Here is an 18667-nt window from a genome sequence, read left to right as displayed (position 1 = left end):
GATGGTTTCATGACTGCGACACCGCTTCCCACGGATGGGTCGGGCTATCTGCTCTATCACTCCATCGGCATGTATCCGGGCAAGAGAGAGGCGATGGCAAAAGCCTTTGCCGATTTCTCACACCTCTGGGCGGCTCTGGATGACGGGCAGTGGATGCAGGCGCTCACCCTGCGCGCCCGCTTCATCGATCTGTGGCGCGACCTGATCGATGCCGAACCCGGCACGCTGACATCGGCGGAGAATGTGACCACCGCGCTTTACAGCGTTGTCGGCAGCCTGCCGGAGAAGCGCCTGAAGGGCAAAACGCTGCTGGTGGCCGGCGACTGTTTCCCAAGCCTGCATTTCCTCCTTGCCGGGCTTGCGCCGCGCCTTGGCTTCACGCTGAAGACCGTGCCGTTGCGCGTGGGCGAAAGCTGGGTGCGCGACGAGGACATGCTCGAAGCATGGGACGAGAGCGTCGGCGTTGCGCTTTTGACCTTCGTCACCTCCACCTCTTCCCATCGCAGCGATGTCGCGCGGCTCATCGCCCATGGGCGCAAGATGGGCAGTCTGGTGGGCGTCGACATCACGCAGGGTGCGGGGCTTGTTCCTTACTCCGTGAAGGAGACGTACGCGGATTTCACCGTTTCCACCACGCTCAAATGGCTGTGCGGCACGCCAGGAGCGGGCATATTACACATGCAGCCAGAACTGATTGCCGCGTGCAGTCCGGAGCTGCGCGGCTGGTTCAGCCAGGAAAACATTTTCTCCTGGGATCTTGATGCGTTTCAGTATGCGAGCGATGCGCGGCGCTTCGACCATGGCACGCCATCGGTTCTCGCCTGCGCAGGGTCCGTGCCCGCGTTGGAATGGCATGCAGGGCAGGACCAGACGGCACTGCTTGCCCAGAACCGCAAACTTGGCGCAATGATAATTGCGGAAACCGACAAGCTGGGGCTCGATCTGGTGACCCCGCGCGAGGATGACAGGCGCGGCGGCAGCCTGATGGTTCGCCTGCCGGAGACTATCGATGGCGCTGGGCTGATCGACCGGCTGCGCACGATCGGCGTCTTCACCGATTGCCGCGGGCCGATCATGCGGCTTTCGCCGGGTATCGTCACAACACCGGAAGGGATCGACGCGCTGTTCCGGCATTTGCGCGATACGGAAGGGCTTGGGCGATGAAAAGCGCTGCCCTTGGCCATTCCGTCACGGCCCTGATCGAGGTGCCGGCAGAACAAGCCTTCGCCTTCATGAAAGACCCGCTGCTTCTGGGGCGCTGGTCGCTTGGCTGCATGGATACCAAGCCGAGCGAAGTGGAAGGGGTCTATAGCGGCACATCGCTGTTTGACGGCGGCACCGGCTTCTTCGAGATCGATGCCGATGAAAAGAGGCTGATCGTGGATTACCGGCTGGGGGATCTCAAACAGCGCCAGCCGCGCATCTCGGCGCGCATCATCTCATCAGAGGTCTGCGGCCTTGAAGAAGGCACCTGCTATCTGACGCTTGATGCGTGGCGTTCAGCTGGAATGGACGAGGCGCGATGGGAGAGGCTTTGCCGGGCCCATGAAGCGGAGATCCTGCTCATCAAGAGCCAGTGCGAACAGCATTTCGGCTGATCCGCAGGTTTATGCCGCTTCGCCCTCGCACAATTTGCGCAAGAGGGACTGCGTGCCGGTGATGTCGGCGATCATGTGGGTGCGGGCTTCTTGCGCATTGCGCTCCTTGAGCGCTGCAACAATGGCGTGATGATGTTTCGAGAACGGCTCGTGCAGGCCGGTGCCGAGCCTCGGCGCGATATAGGAGGACAGCATCCGCATATAGGGCCCGTAACGCAGCCATAAGGAATCGATCAGCTGCATCAGCACATCGGAGCGCGACGCGGCATAGATGGCGAAATGGAAATCACGGTTCTTGAGAAGCATTTCATAGACTTCGCCGGCGTCGTGAATGGACTCATGCGCCTCGACAAGCTGTTCCAGATTGGAAACTTCTACATCGGTAATTCGATGGGCGGCCTGCTCTGTCGCCAGCCCTTCCAGCGCCACCCGCGCCTGGCAGATGTCATCCAGCCTTTGGGCGGAAACCGGCGGCACATGGGCAGAGCCATTGGCCGCGATCTCCAGCGCGTTTTCCGCACCGAGCCGCCGCAGAGCTTCACGCACCGGCATGGGGCTTGTCCCGAAAGTCGCGGCGAGGGCCTTGATCGTCATGACCTGGCCGGGATCAAACCGGCCGACGATCAACGCATTGCGCAACTGATGGTAGACCCCGTCACCGATGGTGATCCGAGTGGAGACAGGCTGCAGGCCTTCCCCCAGTTGCAATTCGCTCATCGCCGTTTCCTCGTATTGTGCCGCACGACCCCTTGATACCCGCACAGTGAGCGAGGGTCCATATCTGCGACACGTTTGGCTCTACAGATCGTTGAAGAACCGGCCAAGGCGATCCATGGCTTCTTCGAGACGGGCGTGGCTTTGTGAGCCAAAGCACACGCGCAGATGGTGCTCGCCAGCAGCGCCATAAAAACTGCCTGCCTCGACGACCACGTCGACCTTTTCCAGAATGGCATCGGCGGCGGCCTGTGCGGTGAGACCTGTCGCGCTGATGTCGGGAAAGGCATAGATCGTGCCCTCGGGACGGGCGCATGTCACGCCGGGCATCTGGTTCAGGCGACTGACCACCATATCGCGCTTTTGACAGTCGTCATCGACCATGTCCTGAAGCGCGGAGGCCGGCCCCTGAAGCGCGGCTATCGCTGCATACTGAACAAACGTGTTGACGTGGGTCACCTCCGTGGTGGTGATTTTCATCAGTGCGGGGATCATGCTTTCATCGGCGGCGATATAGCCGAGCCGCCATCCATCCATTGCATAGGCCTTCGTGAAGGCGAACATGGTGACGGTCCGCTCCTTCATGCCCGGCAGCGAAGCGATGCTGACATGTTCTGCATTGTCGAAAATGATCTGCTCATAGACTTCATCGGCAATCACCCAGAGATCATGCTCGATGGCAAGGTCGGCCACCACTTGCAACTCCTCGCGCGTGTAGACACGGCCGGTCGGGTTGCATGGGTTGACGATGGCGATCATGCGCGTCTTCGGCGTGATGTGCTTCTCGATCAGGTCGCGCCTTATGGCAAAACCGTTTTCCCGGTCGAGCGGGGCCATCACCGGCTTGCCGCCCGCCATTTCGATCTTGCCGACATGCTGCGGGTAATAGGGTTCGAGAAGAATGCATTCCTGATCGTGGTCGAGCAGCGCCAAGAAGGCCGCGAAGGAGGCCTGGGTCAGTCCGTTGGTAACGACAATCTCAGACGGTGAGACATCGATGCCATTGTAGCTCCGGACCTTCTCCGCCATGGCTTCGCGCAGCGGCAGGATGCCCTGCAAATCACTGTAGTGAACATGCCCATCCTTAAGCGCCTGAATGGCGGCTTCCTTGATGTGATGCGGCGTATCGTGAATGGGCTGGCCGAGTTCGAGATGAATGATGTCCCGCCCCTCGGTGGGGAGCGCGGCTGCCTTGGCAACCATGCCGTAGCTCTTCTTGGACGTGTGGGTGATGCGTTTCGCGAAACTCGGCATGGAATTTCTGTCCTGTGATTGGGGCTTTGAAACAAAGGGGCTGGCCGAGTTTCAGGAGCGGCCAGCCCTTGCCTGCTATTGCAGTTTTTCGAGAGCGGCCTCGACGCGGGCCTTGTCCCAACGGTCGAGTGTTGCCAGCTCGCCATCCTTGACGCCGTAGATGAGGTACGGGCCTGTCACATCGCCATTTTCATCGAAGGTGATGGGGCCGGTCGCGCCGACATAGCGAATGGGCTTGCCTTCAGCGATCAGGGCCTTGGCCTTCTTGAAGCCCTCTACGCCGGGATAAATCGCCTCGCCCTCGCCGCCGGTCACCTTGCGGATGTTGTCGCGAATGGCAGTTCCATTGGCTTCACCCGCCTGTTCCATCGCAAGCAGAGCGACAGCGGCTGCGTCGTACATGACATGGAGACCGGGGCCGTTGGGATCGGAGCCCTTCGCTTCTTTCCAACTTGCATCGAAGGCCTCCACCGAGTCACCCTCGACCTGTGCGTTGTCGATGCCATAGGCGTTTTCCAGATACTGGGCACCGACCGACTCCACGAATTCATCCGCGCGAAGCGCATTGCTCAAGATCAGGTTCTGGCTGCCGCCAAATGAAATCCATTCACGGGCAACGGTGGCACCGTCTGCCGGGAAGGCGACGAGAAAAAGAGCATCGGGCTCGGCCTGAAGTGCAGCATTCACCTCGGCGCGATAGGAGGCCTGTTCCTGATTGTAGGGCGTGACGCCAGTTATCTCGATGCCCAGCTTCTCGGCATCGTCTCTGAAACGGGAGGCTAGGCTGACGCCATAGTCCGAATTGACGTGAATGACGGCGATCTTCTTGTAGCCCTTATCGGCAGCGATGGTGGCAAGCACGGCCGCCTGCGGGCGATCGGTCGGCAGGGTGCGGAACCAATAGCCTTCTGTCCCGCCTTCCTTGGCGAGTTCGGTAAAGCTTGGCGCGCTGGAGCAGCAGGAAATTTGGGTGACCTTGGCCGGCACCGTGACAGAGGTGAGGATCGGCAGCGAGACGCCGGACTGGATGGCGCCCAGCAGCACCGGCACCTTCTCGATCTCGACGAGGGTCTTGGCGGCATCGACACCGACATTGGGCGAGCCCTGGTCATCGCGAAGGATGTAGTTGACCTCGCAGCCATTCACACCGCCGGCCTCGTTGAAATGGTCGATGGCGAGCTTGCCGGCATCGCCGATGGCCGAACCGATGGCCGCCATGGAACCGGTGATGGAGAGCACCGAGCCGACGGCGATCTTGCAATCCTGCGCCTGTGCCGTTCCTGCTCCCGCGAGGATTAGCCCGGCCCCCATCAGGCCGGAAGCGATTATTGATTTCATGTCAGTTCCCCTTTCTTCATTTTGGTTGTCACTTGATCTTTGGGCCGCTTTTCGTCGTCCGTCGGTCGTTCAAAATGCCCTTCGCGAGATAAAAGCGCGGGGCAAGGCCGGCGAGGCGGCGGAAGGGTAGTGGGCGCGCCGGAGCGAGTGGCACGGGCAGAGTGTCGAGATCCTTGCCGGTGGCGGTGTCAGCGAGCACATCTCCCAGCATGGTGGTGAAGGCGACACCGCGGCCATTGCAGCCGATCGCTCCGATGAAACCTGGTCCAAGCCGGTAGAGATGCGGCAGAAAATCGGTGGTGACCGCTGCCGTGCCCCGCCAGGCATGGGCGAGCAGGGGTCGATGGTCGAGCCCCAATTCGCTCACCAGGCGGTCGAGGATCTTCTCACCCATGCGGCGCTCGCCGGTAAAGGGGCTGAGCGCCATGCCTCCCGAGATCAGCCGGTTGGCGGCATCGAGCCTGTAGGTGAAGATATTGGCACGGGTGTCTGAAACGGGTTCGCGGTTCGGTGAAAAGCGTCGGACGGCATCATCCGGCAAGGGCTCGGTCGCCATCTGGAACACGGTGAGCGGGAGGACGGCATGTCCGAGGCGCGGGGCGATGCCTTTCTCCGAGGCATTGGTACACAAGACCACCCGCCGGGCAGCGATCTCCAGATGGGGTGTTTGCACAACCCATCCACCATCGCGCTCGGTTATGCCGGTCACTGGTGCCGTTTCCACGATGGTTGCGCCGGCGGTGCTGGCCAGATGGGCGAGACCATGAACATAGGCCAACGGATTGATCACGCCGCCGGACGCGTCATGCAACGCGCCGTGGTAGATCGACATGCCGGTGCGGGCGGCTGTTTCTTCGGCGTTCAGCCATGTGACAGGGCGGCCAAGCGCCTGCCAGGCGGCAACCCGCTTTTGCAAATCTTTTGCTGCTGCTTCTGAATGCGCCGGTTGCAGCCAGCCGGTCTGCTCTGCCTGTTTGCCAAGCCCCATGGCGTTTGCCAGGGAGAAGACGCGCTCGCCACCCTTGCCGACGAGATCCAGCAGGGCCCTGCCTTTCTCATCACCGAGGCGTCGAACCACCGTTTCGGGGTCGGCCTTGGAGAAATTGGGCACCACGAAACCCGCATTGCGCCCGCTGGCACCGAAGCCGATTTGCTCGGCTTCGAGGAGAACGGTGCTCACCCCGCGCTCTGCAAGCCGCATTGCCGTTGTCAGGCCGGCAATGCCACCGCCGATCACGGCAACATCTGCCCTGCGCGCACCTGTGGCAGCCGGGAAAACCGGCTTGGGTCCGGCTGTGTTGCGCCACAAAGTGTCGGGGTGAGCGATTCTCATCGGCTTAGTCCGCGTGTTTCGACACGGATTCGGCTTCGCCGATCAGCCCGCGTGGGCGGAAGATCAGCGTCAGCACGATCAGGAGGCCGATCAGGATCACCTGGATTGCCCCGCCCTGCGATTGATAGGCGACGGGCAGCAGACGGCTGATGGCGAGCCCGCTCATGGCCCACAGCGCCCACACGCCCACCGCGCCGACAATCGCGCCGCGATTGTTGCCGCTGCCGCCCACGATGAGCATGGCCCAGATCTGGAAGGTGAGGATTGGCAGGAAATCGAGCGGGCTGACATAGCCAATGAAGCCGACATAGAGACCTCCGGCAAGGCCCATCAGAACGCAGCCAAGCACGAAGACTTCCAGCCGCACTCGTGCAGGGTTGCGTCCCAGAGAGCGGGCAGCCGTTTCATCCTCGCGCACGGCTTTGAGAAGCCGGCCCCAGGGCGAGCGCACCGCCGTTTCCAGTGCCCAGTATACGAGACCGGCCATAACGGCGACGACTCCCAGATAGAAAAGGTTGTAGCTTGCGGGGCTATCGAACAGGCCAAAGAGTGGACGCGGCAGGCCGACGAGCCCTTGCGCCCCGCCCGTCAGGCTCTCGAAGTTGAGCGCGACGAGCTGGATCGAGATGGCGATGCCGAAAGTGGCGATGGCGAGATACTCCTCGCGCAAGCGCAGCGTGGCGAGCCCGACGATCAGCGCCGCGAGCGCGCAGAGCGCCATGCCGCCAAGAACGGCAATCGGGAACGGCAGGCCGAACCCGCCAATGAGATGGGCGCGATCTGGGCCGACGAGGATTGCCGTGCCGTAGGCGCCGATGGCGAAGAAGCCCACCACGCCGGCGTTGAACAGGCCCGTATAGCCCCACTGGATGTTGAGCCCCATCACCACGATGGAATAGGTGAGCGCAACAATGAGGAAGAAGACGAGATAGGCAGCAAAGCCGGTCATGATTTGCCTCCCCCGACCGTGCCGGCGAAGATGCCGGTGGGCCTGATGTAGAGAACGAGAAGCAGGATCATGAAGGGCACGGCCAGCTTGTATCCTGCGGGAATGAAGAGGACGGATATGGATTCGGCAAGGCCGACGATCAGCCCGCCGATTACCGCGCCGAAGACATTGCCGACACCGCCAAGGATCGCCGCAGCAAAGAGCGGCAAAAGAAGATGGAAGCCGATCTCGGGCCGAAGCTGCACGGTGAGGCCGTAAAGCACGCCGGCAATGGATGCGAGGGAGGCGCCGATGATCCAGGTCCAGCGCACCACATGACGCGTGTCGATGCCATTGACGCGGGCAAGCTCCGGGTTTTCGGCAAGCGCGCGCATCGAGAGGCCAAGCCGTGTCTTCTGCAGGAAGAGATGCAGCGCCACGACGATCACCGCCGTCAGGCCAAGAGTGAAGATCTGGTCGGGCATGATGCGCAGACCCGGCGCGACCTTCATGGCGATCTGCAGCGTGTTGGAATAATACTGCGCCGCGCCGCCAAAAAGCAGCAGGATAACCATGCGCACCAGAAGCGACACGCCGAAGGAGCCGAATACCAGCGTCAGATGGTTGGCCCGGCCACGCAGGGGGTGGTAGACCAGCCAGTCGATGGCGAGCGCCAGAAGCGCCGTTGCCACCATGGCGACCAGCGTTGCCATGAGAAGCGGCACACCGAAGGAGAAGGGCGCAAGCGGCCCCATGAAGGCCCCGGTGAGCGAGAGAACGCCCAGCGCCATGTAAGCGCCCCAGGTGACGAGTTCGGCATGGGCGAAATTGGCAAAGCGCAATATCCCCATGGTCAAGGTGAGCCCGATCGCGCCAAGCGCGATGATGGACCCGCTCAATATGCCGTCGGCAATGGCTTGCAGCATCAGCGTTTGCGCCCCCCGGCGCCCAGATAGATGGAAGTCACTTCGGGATCCTCGGCCAGTGCGGCGGATGGTCCGTCGATACGATTGCGCCCCTCGGCGAAGACATAGGTGCGGTGGGAGATGGCGAGCGCCGCCTTGGCATTCTGCTCGACCATCAGGATCGCCACGCCGTCTTCGACCAGCGCTTTCAGCCGCTCAAAAACCTCGCTCACCATGAGCGGCGAAAGGCCAGCGCTTGGCTCATCGAGCATCAAAAGGCGAGGTCCTGTAAGAAGCGCACGGGCGACTGCCAGCATCTGCCGCTGGCCACCGGAGAGCACACCGGCCTTCTTGTCGCGATAGCGCTTCAGATCCGGGAAGGCTTCATAGCCGCGTTCGATGCGGGTCTTGGCCTCCGCCTTTGACAGGGCGGAAGCGCCGACCAGCAGATTTTCGTTGATGGTGAGCGTGGTGAAGACATTGGCCACCTGCGGCACATAGGCCATGGAGGCCTCCGCCATGCGGTGGGTCGGCAGGTTGGTGATGTCGCGGCCATCGAGTCGCACCGTGCCGGACGAGACCGTCAACACACCAGCCAGCGCCTTGATGAGGGTGGACTTGCCAGCACCGTTCGGCCCGATGATGGTGACCATTTCCTGCGGCGCGACGGTGAGCGAAAGCCCGTGAATGATCGGCAGGTCCGGCTTGTAGCCAGCGACCACGTCCCTGACGTCGAGGAGCGCGCTCATGCCACGGCTCCGCCGAGATAGGCCTCGATCACCTGCGGCTGCGCGATCACTTCTTTCGGTGTGCCTTCGGCGATCACCCGGCCCGTGGCCATGACCACGATGTGGTCGCAGAGCGACATGATGAAATCCATATTGTGCTCGATGATGAGGAAGGTGAGACCGCGCTTGTTCAGTTCGACGATGCGGTCGACGATTGTGTCGAGCAAAGCGGGGTTCACGCCCGCGCCCGGCTCGTCGAGCAGGAGCACTTTCGGGTCCGCCATCAGAGCGCGTGCAAGCTCCACCAGCTTTTGCTGTCCACCGGAGATGGAGCCCGCCAATTGCCGCTCCACAGGGGAGAGACCGCAGAATTCAATGATTTCGCGGGCACGCTCCCGGTTCTGCCGTTCCTCGCGTGCCACGGTGCCGGGGCGAATCCAGCTGTTCCAGAAACGCTCGCCGGCCTGGCGCTCGGGCACGAACATCACGTTTTCCAGCACCGTCATGCCGGCAAAGGGACGCGGGATCTGAAAGGTGCGGGCGAGCCCGTGCGAGAACACGCGGTAGGGCGGAAGCGAGCCAATCTCTGTGCCATCAAGCTGTACGGAGCCGCCATCCAGCGCATATTCGCCGGCAATGGCGTTGAACAGCGTTGTCTTGCCTGCTCCGTTCGGTCCGATGAGACCGGTGATGCGACCGGCCTCGGCGGTGAAGCTAACACCGTCGACCGCGCGGTTCGCGCCGAATGTCTTCACCACGCCGGCCGCTTCCAGCCGGCCACGTCGTGCGCCCTCAGAACGGATCGACGGTCCGGTCGCGCTATCCCCTGGGGGTAGGCTTTCGCTCATGGGTTCCCCTTTTTGTTGCTTCTTGACCTAGGAGCCTATTTGTGATCACGTGATCACGTCAAGACATTTCGAGGTTAAAATTTATGAGCGACACGAAAAGGTGGACGATCAACTCCGGCTCCCGCTTCGAGGAACTGGCCGGCTATTCCCGTGCGGTGATCGAGGGAAACTGGATATTTGTTTCCGGCACGGCGGGCTTCAATTTCGAGGATGGCTCGATCTCCGATGTTGCGGCTGAGCAGGCCAGGCAGGCATTGCGCACCATCGAAGCGACGCTTGAAAAAGCCGGTGCGTCCATCTCGGACATTGTTCGTGTCCGGGTTTATCTGGCCAATCGCGAGGATGTGGTGCCAGTCTCGAAAGTGCTCGGAAAAACGTTCTCTGATCCACGCCCCACCAATACAACCATCATTTGCGGTTTTGCCGAGGAAGTGATGAAGGTGGAATTGGAAGTGACTGCCCTGAAACAGTGAGTTTTTGCCGCCCGTCTCGAGAAAGAGCGCGGTCGGCAAAGTCTTCGCGACTGCTTGCGCCCGTCACAGGCGGGGCAGGATGTCCGGCGACCGACCCTGCCGAGGCGTGTTTGCCTGTATTCGAGCACTGTATCGCCTCGCGACACGCACGCGCCTTCGGTGCCTGTGTAAGAAATCCATCTTTCCTCTTCGGCAAACGAAGTCGCGTTCTTCATCCAGCGGTGAAATCGTGGGAACGTGGCAGGGCCATCAGCCTGATTCCTCTCAAGGTCTCTTGAAAACCATCCGTCGAAGAAACCTCCCCCAAATGAGGGACGGCAGCCGCGGCGAGGCAATGTATCTGCCAGTTACCGACGGATGCGATGGATGGAGAAGACGCTAGATGATCCGGCAGTTTGTACGCAGGGCGACCTGCCTGATTTTCTCACTGGTGACGAGCGTGGTGCTTGTTGTGGTGTCGATGGTGGGGGCGAGTGCGCAAGGCAAAGCCTCAGACGAAATTGCCGCCAGAAGTGTGGTTCTGTCTCTCTACACCATCAATTCCATGCTTGAGCAGCAAGGCGCGGGGCTCGAGGTGGGAAAGCAAGTCATGACATCCTTCCGCGCTTTTCTGGCACCGGGACTCATTGAGGAGATTGCGACGGGAAGCGAAGGACTTCGTCCTCTGGTCGGGACGCAGGACGGCACTGTCGAGAACTATGAACTGCGGATGGCGACGGATCAGTCAGCAGAGGGAACCGTTGTGGAGGCAGCGGTCGAGTCTGGTGGCAAAGTCCGATTGGTTTCGTTTGCGCTTGCAAGCACGAGCGGTCATCCGCTGATCGTTCGGATCTGGGGGGACGGTTGGTCTCTTGGCAAGGGTGGCGGGAGCGCCGCGCGCGCACCCTCGGGCAAGCAGTCTCCGAGCGAAGAACAACAGAAAGCTCTTGCGGCGGCGGATGAAAACGCCAGCGGAGCAGGCGCTTCTCCAGGTCCCGACACAACGCTGGACCTCCCGTTTCAGGATGAGTTCGACGGAAAAACGCTGGGGCCACACTGGAGTGTCATCGGGGAAGCCCCCGACAAGTTCGTGTTGGAAAATGGGGTCGTCTATCAGATCGCCACGGGTGGCGACGACAGTTTCCGCAACGCGAAGAGCGAAAACATCTTCCGGCTGGGCAAGGTGCCGGAAGGGGACTTTGATATGTCCTTGAAAGGCCTTCTCGAAGCCAAGACGGGGAGGGAGGGCGTCTGGTTGGGTCTTTATGAAGATTCCACCAGCTTCCTTGCAGGTACTCTCCACGTCTATACGAGTGGGTGCGGTCCCTACCTGACCTTGAGAATCGTCAATCGGCAGCATGTCGCGGGGGTCGAGGAACCCCTGACTAGTGAGTTTTACGATAATCTTTTCGACAAGGGCCCCATTCTCTCCGACTACTGCAGTGCCGGCAACCGGGACATCGGCGACGCCATACTGCAGCGTCTCAACGAGAGCGGTTTCTCCCTGACCCTTTCCCGGCGGGGGCTGCACTATTTCGCGACAGCCGAAATCGATCTGCCGGCATTCGGTGACAATCCGGGCGGACCCGTGAGTTTCAAGACACGCGAGGTCGCCCGCACAACCAGCGCCGGTAGCCCGGCATTCATGTTGGGTCAGCTTCAGCGCGCCCGAAACGGGGAATCGGTCGCACAATTCGACAGCTTCTCGATATCGGCGCCAGTCAATTGACCGCGGCCATCATGATGGGAATTCCGGCCATGTTTCGACAATCAAGAATCGCTCTCTGCGGACTGACCACCACCCTGGCGGTTGTCCTTGGGGGAAATACCCACGCTCAGGACGTCAATGCAGCGGTTGCTCTTGTCGAGCAATTCATCACCGCACACAAGACGCATCTTGACAGCATGCAAGGTCCGCTGCTCAACGATGCACGGGCGGCGGCACCTTATGTGGTGGATGTGCTGGCGGTCGACGGGCTGCAGGGCCGCCTTGGCTTCGACCCGATATACAATGCTCAGGACTACGATATTTCCAGTATCGAGGTCTTTGCAGACGCCGATGCACCTATCCTGCGCGGGGCGGCCCAGGTGTGGGTCGAACTCGTTAATTTCGGGCAGCGCCAGAAATTCCTGTACGCGCTGGTTCCGGTACAGCCCGACAATGTCTGGCAGATTTCCGACATTTACTCGGAAAATAATGACTGGTCGCTGGCCGATATGGCTTCCGGTCTCGGGATAGACCTCAGGCGCGATACAGGAAGAGAGGTCACGCTCCAGAATGCAGGCTTCCCCATTCCGTGCGCTTTCGCATGCGGGAACCCTACGGCCGCCGACGCTGAGGAGGGCCAGGAAGCGGTCATCGTCCCCGGAATGGAAGAAGGCGACCTGCCCGGGAATGGCATCAATCCCGATGGACGCAACCTCCTGCTCATTCTCGATGCGTCGGGTTCGATGTGGGGTCAGATGGAAGGCGTTGCCAAGATCACGACAGCCCGCCAGGCCTTGGCTGGCATAGTGGGCGATCTCGATCCGTCGGCAAATGTCGGGCTCATGGCCTATGGCCATCGGCGTGAAGGGGATTGTTCGGATACGGAGGTTCTCTATCCAGTCGCCAATTATGCGGCGGGCCGGCTCATTCCCGCCATAGAAGGAATTTCACCGCTCGGGAAAACCCCGATCGCCAACGCATTGGAGCAGGCGGCATCCGTGATGCCGAAATCCGGCCGGTCCTCAAGTGTTCTTTTGATTTCGGACGGGTTGGAAACCTGTGGGGGCGATCCCTGTGCTGCGGCTGCCCGGCTGGCAGAATCTGGAATCGATACGCGGGTTCATGTGGTGGGCTTCGACCTGAATGAGGAAGAACATTCGGCGCTGCAGTGCATCGCCGAGAAAGGCAACGGGACCTACTATCCCGCAAATGACGCCCAGAGCTTCGTCGCGGCGGTCAAGGAGGCTGTTCGGGAATCCGAGACTGCCGCACCCGCGCCGGCACCTGTGCCGCAGCCATCGGTCGAAACCGTATTTGAAGAAACGTTTGATGGCCCGGCGCTGAAGGCGGAATGGCGGGTGGAAAACCCCATTCCGGAGCTCACGGCGTTCACGCCTCCTGGCTCCCTTTTCGTCGCTGCAATTGGAGAGGCGCCGCATTTCCAGAAGGCCGAGGCAACCAACCGTTTCGTTCTGGACCATCCTTTGCCTGAGGGTGATTTCGATCTTGTTCTCGATTTCAAGCTGAATGTGCAGACCATGCGTGAGGGGGTCACGTTGTCGCTGTTCAACGCCGCCCATGATCAGGTAGGCGCACATATGTGGCTGGACCCAAAGGGCTGCGGCATTCTGCTGAACCTTTCGCTTTTCCGGATTTCGGGAACTGAGGAAGACCCCGAGAAAACGTCTTTCGACACCAACCTCTTTGGTGGCCCCTGGGTCGACGGTGTTTGCGATGCGGAGGGACGGGCGCGCGGGGACGCCATCGTGGAAGCTCTGGGGCAGGATGGGGCGCGGTTGCTCCTGAAACGTCGCGGCCGGGAAATCACTGCTTCTCTGGAGATGCGCGACCCTGCCACTGGGGAATCGCTGGGCTACACCACCGAATCCATCACCATGCTTCGTTTGTCGGGAGCAGCCAGTGTGCTGGGTGGCCATGGGCACAAGGCCGTGCCCGGGGAGAGCCATTTTGAGTTTGATCGGTTCGCCATAGAGGTTCCAAAATCATGAGGCTCCGTCATGCCCTCGTTCACGCATGCATGATGCTCACCTGCTGGGCGGTGGCGATGTCTCCGGTCCAGGCGCAGGGGGGTGCTCCGTCTGCTGAAGGGGAAGGCAGCCTGTTCGAGCGGGTGGAGCGTTCCGAAAGCGGCAAAATGGAGTTCGACGAGGCTTCTGTGGCGGAACACGACGCTCTGGCCTGTGCGGCGGGCCTCGGGTGCGAGGGATTGGCTGTTTCGCAAGATGACGCGCTTGTCCTGACGGGGCACAATGACGCCGAAGGCGCACGTGAGGCTTATATAGAGCAATACGGAGACCCGGAGGCTCTGGAGCCGGAACCTTCGAATGAGACAGGCGAAGGGGGGGCTGATAGCGCCAGCGATGAGCCCCAGGGTAAAGACAGCCTGTTCGAGCGGGTGGAGAGTTCCGAAAGCGGCACAAAGGCAGTGGAGTTTGACGAGGCTTCTGTGGCGGAACACGATGCTCTGGCGTGCGCGGCGGGCCTCGGGTGCGAGGGTTTGGCGGTTTCGCAGGATGACGCGCTTGTCCTGACGGGTCACAATACTGCACAAGGTGCCCGTGAAGCCTATCAGGAGGAATACGGAAATCCAGAGGCCGAATCCAAAGAGGAGGGGTCGAGACAGGATCTCTCGGTAGATGTGGAGGACGGGGGCATGTCATTCACCGAGGAAGAGGCTACCGACGGCGGTGGGGCTATGTCGTTCACCGAGGAAGAGGTCGGCAGCGATGAAGAGAGCGGACTGTCCGGCGAGAAATTCACCAATGCGGAGATCGCCGCTTTCACGCGAGAGCAGGATGAACTGTGGGCATGCGCTGCGGCGTTTGGTTGCAAGGGGGCTGCCTCGGGCCTCACCCCGCACGAGGCGCTGCATCGTCTGGGTCTGCCCGAATACTCCTATGAATGGCCGCTGGCGGCATGCGCCACCAATGCGCCCGGCGCCTGTGATGAAATGGGGATCTCACTGAACGATGCGCTTCGGATCATGTCGCATCTGGCCAACCCCAACCGGTGAATGTCGAGCTGCCGCCTGTTAACCGGCTCTAACCAAGCCAGCCGACCGGTCCGGACAATATCCGAGAGGTCAGCTCCGACTGGGTGTGGACGTTCATTTTCGAAAATGCCTTTTTCAAATGTCCACGCACGGTGCTTACCAGGATGCCAAGGGTTTCGGCGGCTTCTTCGGGGGATTTTCCACCGGCGATCAGAAGCACGATTTCGGCTTCCTTGCCCGTCAAACCATAGGCAAGCTCGACCAGCGCAAGGCGCGAATCCGCAGCGAGTTTTCGCTCTTCGCTTGTGCGAAGCACCAGAACGGAAGCGGGCCCCTGCCGCTGGAGACTCGTTTGCTTCAGGGCGTCCGGATGAAAGCGGAAACCAACCGGGACATCATCGTGAACGATAAGCGTCTCGCGGTTGCCCTTTCGGCTGGCTCTATCGATCAGCTCACCGGTCAATAGCTCCCGGGTGAGCGGATTCAGGCTGCGTTGATCAGTGTCCGACAGCCTGTTGCGGGGAAACAATCGGGACAGTGCCTCGAAATAGGTTCGATTGGAATGAAGCAAGCCTCCTTCGCTGTCGAGTATTGCGACACCGATCTGAAGCCGTTCAATGACCGATTGGAGCAGCACGCCGAGCGTGGCATTCATCATGACCTGGCGGTTGAGATTGAATGAACGCTCCCAGTGCGGCATCAACGAGAGTATGCGCTTGTGCAAGGCAGCCTCGGCCAAGTCGCCGGAACGTTCGGCCTCGTAAATCATGCGATAGATGATCTCATTCCAGCGGCTTTCATCGTCTATTGCATTGTAGCAAAGTTCAACGAGCTCGCCGGGGTTCATGTCTGAGGCTGATCCCAGGCTCCCGGTCATGGCAAGCAATTCGGAAGTGAGTTCTGCGACACCGATCTCGTCGCTCCCCTCTTCCGGGTGCCACTCCTCGCCGACCCATCGGATGATGCGTTCCGCAATCCCGAAGCGTTTTTCTTCCAGAAAAAGGGCCGAACGAGCTCCTTCGATGCGCGCTGAGGCGATATCGTCAAAGCCCACCCGTTCGAGGAAGCGTTCAACAGGTGGCAGAAAGCCACCGTCTCGCAACATGGCATCTTCGCCACCAAACAAGATCAGCCCACGTGTGCCAGGAACAACAGACGCGCCTTTTGGCCACTTCCAGGCCGACAACATGCCCGAAAAAATGTTGTACCAATACGCAGGCGTGGGCGTCGGCCAACCCAAAGGGTCGCTGATCACGGAATCGATCACGGCGCGATCCGCGCTCATTACATCTGCGGGGTGTCGGCGCTCCTTGAGGTGTGAGCCAAGGAATGCGTAGAGATGATGTAGTGACTGCTCGTCCGGCGTATCCGCAGAACCGAGTTTGCAACGTGTCTGGGAGAAGGTTTTGCCGAACATGGCGATGGCACGCTGGTTCGGTGGCGGAGATATCAAAACGATGTGGCGAGCAAGGTCCGGCCAGGTTTTGAGCACTTCGAGTGTCAGAAGGGCGGTGATGTTGGGGACGACGACGAGGCGATGCTCCCATGGGATATCGGCGAAGCTCGTTTGGTAGAAGAGCCGCATGTCGGCGACAGCGCGCTGCCACCCGTCTTTGTAGTCAAGGTGGCCCAGCGGGTTGAGGCGGCTGGTGGACTTGCCATGGCCGCGCACATCCCCTGAATATGCGTTCCACCCCAGTCTCTGGAAGGCTGATCCCAGATCAGAGAGCATGTCTGAATGCGTGGGCTGGCTATGGCCGAGAAAAACGGCTTTGACGCCGCCCGTTGGCCTATGCCCCGGGTCGACCGTCCACTTGCGCAATAGCAATGGCTGGTTGTCTTCTCCAACCAGGAAGGCGGCATTCATGTGTCATCCCCCAAGCCACTCAGCGTCTGCAACACCTGAAACAACTCCAAGGTTGTTTACCCGTGTTCGTGTGAACTTTACCTGAATGGCGCTGTCAGTCTTTTTGTCATTTGGGGAGGACTATAGAAAAGGTCCGCTGGGGAGTGAAGCGAACCACGAAGGTGCAGTTGGATCTTCTGCTTCATCGAAGGGACCGCTTGCCGCAGTCTGGTGGTCATTCAACATAGCGCTTGATTGAAAGCTTGGCTGCTTCAAATTCTTCCAACATGCCAGGCAACAGGCGGTCGATGCCACCTTCAGAGGCATTCTCTCCAACCAGGGTATCCTGTGCCATGAAAAACAGCACATCATCGTCCACGATGAAACCCACATTGTGAAAACGAACGCCCAGATCAAGCATTGCAGCCTGGGTTGCCGGTGTGAGAATGCGCAAGACATCCTGTGCAATGTCGTGGCCATTGCCGGATGATAGCGGTCGGCCCGAGATATGAAATCTCTCGTTGAACTGGATGGATTCCGTCTTGATGTCGCGATCCAGCGGTCCTTTGTTGACAATGTTCTCCGGGCGGATCACCGCACGAATCCCGGTGTTCCGATCAATCCGGTAAGCCCCCAACAGCGAGAAGAACTGACCGAAGCCGCCTCTGCCGCCCTTCGCATCCCTTCGCATTTCGGGCGTGCCGAGCCCGGCCTCCATCTGCATGGCGCCCACCGCGACCCACAAAGGCAGATGATCCTGTTCGCTCTCGCCCCAGAACTCACCATCGAGCCGCACTCCCATGAAGGATCCTGCCTGCACCTTGGTCAGTTCGGGTATGCGCGCCTCGATCTTCTCCAGCCGCGGCGGCTTTACCCGTTGCGAACGGCGTTCGTAATTGCCCTCGGAGTCGCGAACAGGGGTTCGGGCCATCTGCCATTCGAGAAACTTTCCCGTATAGGACCAACCCTTTTTCCTTGCGATGTTCACACGACGCACGAGCCGGCGGCCGTCCGCATTTTCGAGGATCTCCACCAGAAAGATCGAGCCGAAGGCCAGCGTGGTGGCGGCGATGGGCACAAAGGGAAAGCTGTTGGCCATGACGCCCGCAGCCATTGTCCAGACCAAACCCACAAGCGCAAGCGGCAGGGGGAGACGCTTCAACCAAATTGGAAGCGCTATGCCCTGCCGGGTGCTCGCAGTATCCGGCGTCGAGACCGAAATATCTCCTTCGAACGGATCCCAATGTCGTCGTGCGCTCATTGACGGGTACCGGGCAGACTGATCTCCGGCATCGTACGCACGGCTTCAGTTTCCGCAGGGGTGAGAGAAAAAGGCTTTGCGTGATCAAGCCCCATTGCGCGTCCGACCCAATTCGATGGAATGGCGTCGAGAAGCGTGTTGTAGCGCTCGACATTTGCATTGTAGAGCCGCCTTGACGCGCTGATCTGGTCTTCTGTCTCCTCTAGTTGCCTCTGCAGTTCCCGCACATTTTCCGTTGAGCTGATCTCCGGCGTGTCTTCCGAATATGCAAGGAAGGCATGGAGCGCGGCGGACAAGCCGTTTTCAGCTTTTTGGACGGTTTCGATGTCGCTCAAACGCGCATGCATCGCGGTTTGTCGGGCTTCCAGCAGTGCATCGAATACACGATTTTCCTGCGAGATCGCGCCCCGCACCGCGTCAACCAGAGCAGGAATGAGGTCGTGACGGCGCTTGAGCTGAACATCGATGCCTGAGTAGCCATTGGCCACTGCGTTCTTCGCTGCTGCCAGACGGTTCTGCAGGTAAATGAACAAGAGTATAGCCGCTGCTATTATAAGAATGGTTGTGATCATGCCTGTTCCGAATGCCTTTCCAGCCACGGTGCCTGGTATTCTGCAGTCTGGACCTAGCCCCGCGCGGGCGCGACCGCGTCCCCCAAATGAGGGAGCTTGCAAAACTGTCAGGAGTGGGTGGGAACCATGTTTAAGCTGCAGTACAATCGGCTAGCTCGTAGTGATGAGT

The 18667-nt window shown here is 60.3% G+C and carries 17 protein-coding genes; 6 read left to right on the top strand and 11 right to left on the bottom strand.

Annotated elements, in window-relative coordinates; genetic code table 11:
• The first annotated feature begins 9 nt into the window (after window positions 1-9).
• On the top strand, window positions 10-1164 hold the full coding sequence (locus KW403_RS07255; protein ID WP_223022047.1) for an aminotransferase class V-fold PLP-dependent enzyme: 1155 nt from the start codon (window positions 10-12) through the stop codon (window positions 1162-1164).
• Window positions 1161-1598 (top strand): SRPBCC family protein, encoded by a 438-nt coding sequence (locus tag KW403_RS07250; protein ID WP_223022046.1) that lies wholly within the window; start codon window positions 1161-1163, stop codon window positions 1596-1598. The genes KW403_RS07255 and KW403_RS07250 overlap by 4 nt, the downstream gene beginning before the upstream one ends.
• Window positions 1599-1607: 9 nt before the next feature.
• On the opposite strand, the gene KW403_RS07245 is transcribed toward KW403_RS07250, so the two are convergent.
• From KW403_RS07245 to KW403_RS07210, 8 genes are all read right to left on the bottom strand, one after another.
• Window positions 1608-2315, bottom strand: a complete 708-nt coding sequence (locus KW403_RS07245) for a GntR family transcriptional regulator (protein WP_223022045.1) — start codon at window positions 2313-2315, stop codon at window positions 1608-1610.
• A gap of 81 nt (window positions 2316-2396) precedes the next feature.
• Window positions 2397-3566, bottom strand: a complete 1170-nt coding sequence (locus KW403_RS07240) for a pyridoxal phosphate-dependent aminotransferase (protein ID WP_223022044.1) — start codon at window positions 3564-3566, stop codon at window positions 2397-2399.
• Between the two features lie 75 nt (window positions 3567-3641).
• Window positions 3642-4904, bottom strand: a complete 1263-nt coding sequence (locus tag KW403_RS07235) for an ABC transporter substrate-binding protein (RefSeq protein WP_223022043.1) — start codon at window positions 4902-4904, stop codon at window positions 3642-3644.
• A gap of 28 nt (window positions 4905-4932) precedes the next feature.
• Complete coding sequence (locus KW403_RS07230) at window positions 4933-6237, bottom strand: NAD(P)/FAD-dependent oxidoreductase (protein WP_223022042.1); 1305 nt, start codon at window positions 6235-6237, stop codon at window positions 4933-4935.
• Window positions 6238-6241: 4 nt separating this feature from the next.
• Entirely contained in the window at window positions 6242-7186 is a 945-nt protein-coding gene (locus KW403_RS07225) for a branched-chain amino acid ABC transporter permease (RefSeq protein WP_223022041.1), read from the bottom strand.
• Window positions 7183-8091: a branched-chain amino acid ABC transporter permease gene (locus tag KW403_RS07220; protein ID WP_246637916.1), complete on the bottom strand. Its 909-nt coding sequence runs from the start codon at window positions 8089-8091 to the stop codon at window positions 7183-7185. Before KW403_RS07220 ends, KW403_RS07225 begins: the two co-directional genes overlap by 4 nt.
• Window positions 8091-8819, bottom strand: coding sequence for an ABC transporter ATP-binding protein (locus KW403_RS07215; RefSeq protein ID WP_223022040.1), 729 nt, complete (start codon window positions 8817-8819; stop codon window positions 8091-8093). Before KW403_RS07215 ends, KW403_RS07220 begins: the two co-directional genes overlap by 1 nt.
• Window positions 8816-9646 (bottom strand): ABC transporter ATP-binding protein, encoded by an 831-nt coding sequence (locus tag KW403_RS07210; protein WP_223022039.1) that lies wholly within the window; start codon window positions 9644-9646, stop codon window positions 8816-8818. The genes KW403_RS07215 and KW403_RS07210 overlap by 4 nt, the downstream gene beginning before the upstream one ends.
• Before the next feature lie 83 nt (window positions 9647-9729).
• Between KW403_RS07210 and KW403_RS07205 the strand changes: the two genes are divergently transcribed.
• The 4 genes from KW403_RS07205 to KW403_RS07190 all read left to right on the top strand — a co-directional run bounded on the left by KW403_RS07205 (window position 9730) and on the right by KW403_RS07190 (window position 14840).
• Window positions 9730-10119: a RidA family protein gene (locus KW403_RS07205; RefSeq protein ID WP_223022038.1), complete on the top strand. Its 390-nt coding sequence runs from the start codon at window positions 9730-9732 to the stop codon at window positions 10117-10119.
• Window positions 10120-10501: 382 nt separating this feature from the next.
• Complete coding sequence (locus KW403_RS07200) at window positions 10502-11827, top strand: hypothetical protein (protein WP_223022037.1); 1326 nt, start codon at window positions 10502-10504, stop codon at window positions 11825-11827.
• Between the two features lie 29 nt (window positions 11828-11856).
• Complete coding sequence (locus KW403_RS07195; RefSeq protein WP_223022036.1) at window positions 11857-13815, top strand: vWA domain-containing protein; 1959 nt, start codon at window positions 11857-11859, stop codon at window positions 13813-13815.
• Window positions 13812-14840 carry a hypothetical protein gene (locus KW403_RS07190; RefSeq protein ID WP_223022035.1) on the top strand — a complete coding sequence of 343 codons (1029 nt, stop codon included), beginning with the start codon at window positions 13812-13814 and terminating at the stop codon, window positions 14838-14840. The genes KW403_RS07195 and KW403_RS07190 overlap by 4 nt, the downstream gene beginning before the upstream one ends.
• A 28-nt stretch (window positions 14841-14868) precedes the next feature.
• On the opposite strand, the gene KW403_RS07185 is transcribed toward KW403_RS07190, so the two are convergent.
• From KW403_RS07185 to KW403_RS07175, 3 genes are all read right to left on the bottom strand, one after another.
• The gene (locus KW403_RS07185; protein ID WP_223022034.1) at window positions 14869-16686 is read right to left on the bottom strand and encodes a serine aminopeptidase domain-containing protein; all 1818 of its coding nucleotides are present in this window, start codon (window positions 16684-16686) and stop codon (window positions 14869-14871) included.
• A gap of 214 nt (window positions 16687-16900) precedes the next feature.
• Window positions 16901-17926 carry a hypothetical protein gene (locus KW403_RS07180; RefSeq protein ID WP_223022033.1) on the bottom strand — a complete coding sequence of 342 codons (1026 nt, stop codon included), beginning with the start codon at window positions 17924-17926 and terminating at the stop codon, window positions 16901-16903.
• Window positions 17923-18498, bottom strand: coding sequence for a LemA family protein (locus tag KW403_RS07175; RefSeq protein WP_223022032.1), 576 nt, complete (start codon window positions 18496-18498; stop codon window positions 17923-17925). The genes KW403_RS07180 and KW403_RS07175 overlap by 4 nt, the downstream gene beginning before the upstream one ends.
• Window positions 18499-18667: the final 169 nt, after the last annotated feature.

Origin of the sequence: Nitratireductor kimnyeongensis, assembly GCF_019891395.1 — a bacterium.
In the GTDB taxonomy this organism is placed as follows: domain Bacteria; phylum Pseudomonadota; class Alphaproteobacteria; order Rhizobiales; family Rhizobiaceae; genus Nitratireductor; species Nitratireductor kimnyeongensis.
Note: the sequence above shows the minus strand (reverse complement) of the source record. Positions and strands in the feature narration are given on the sequence as shown.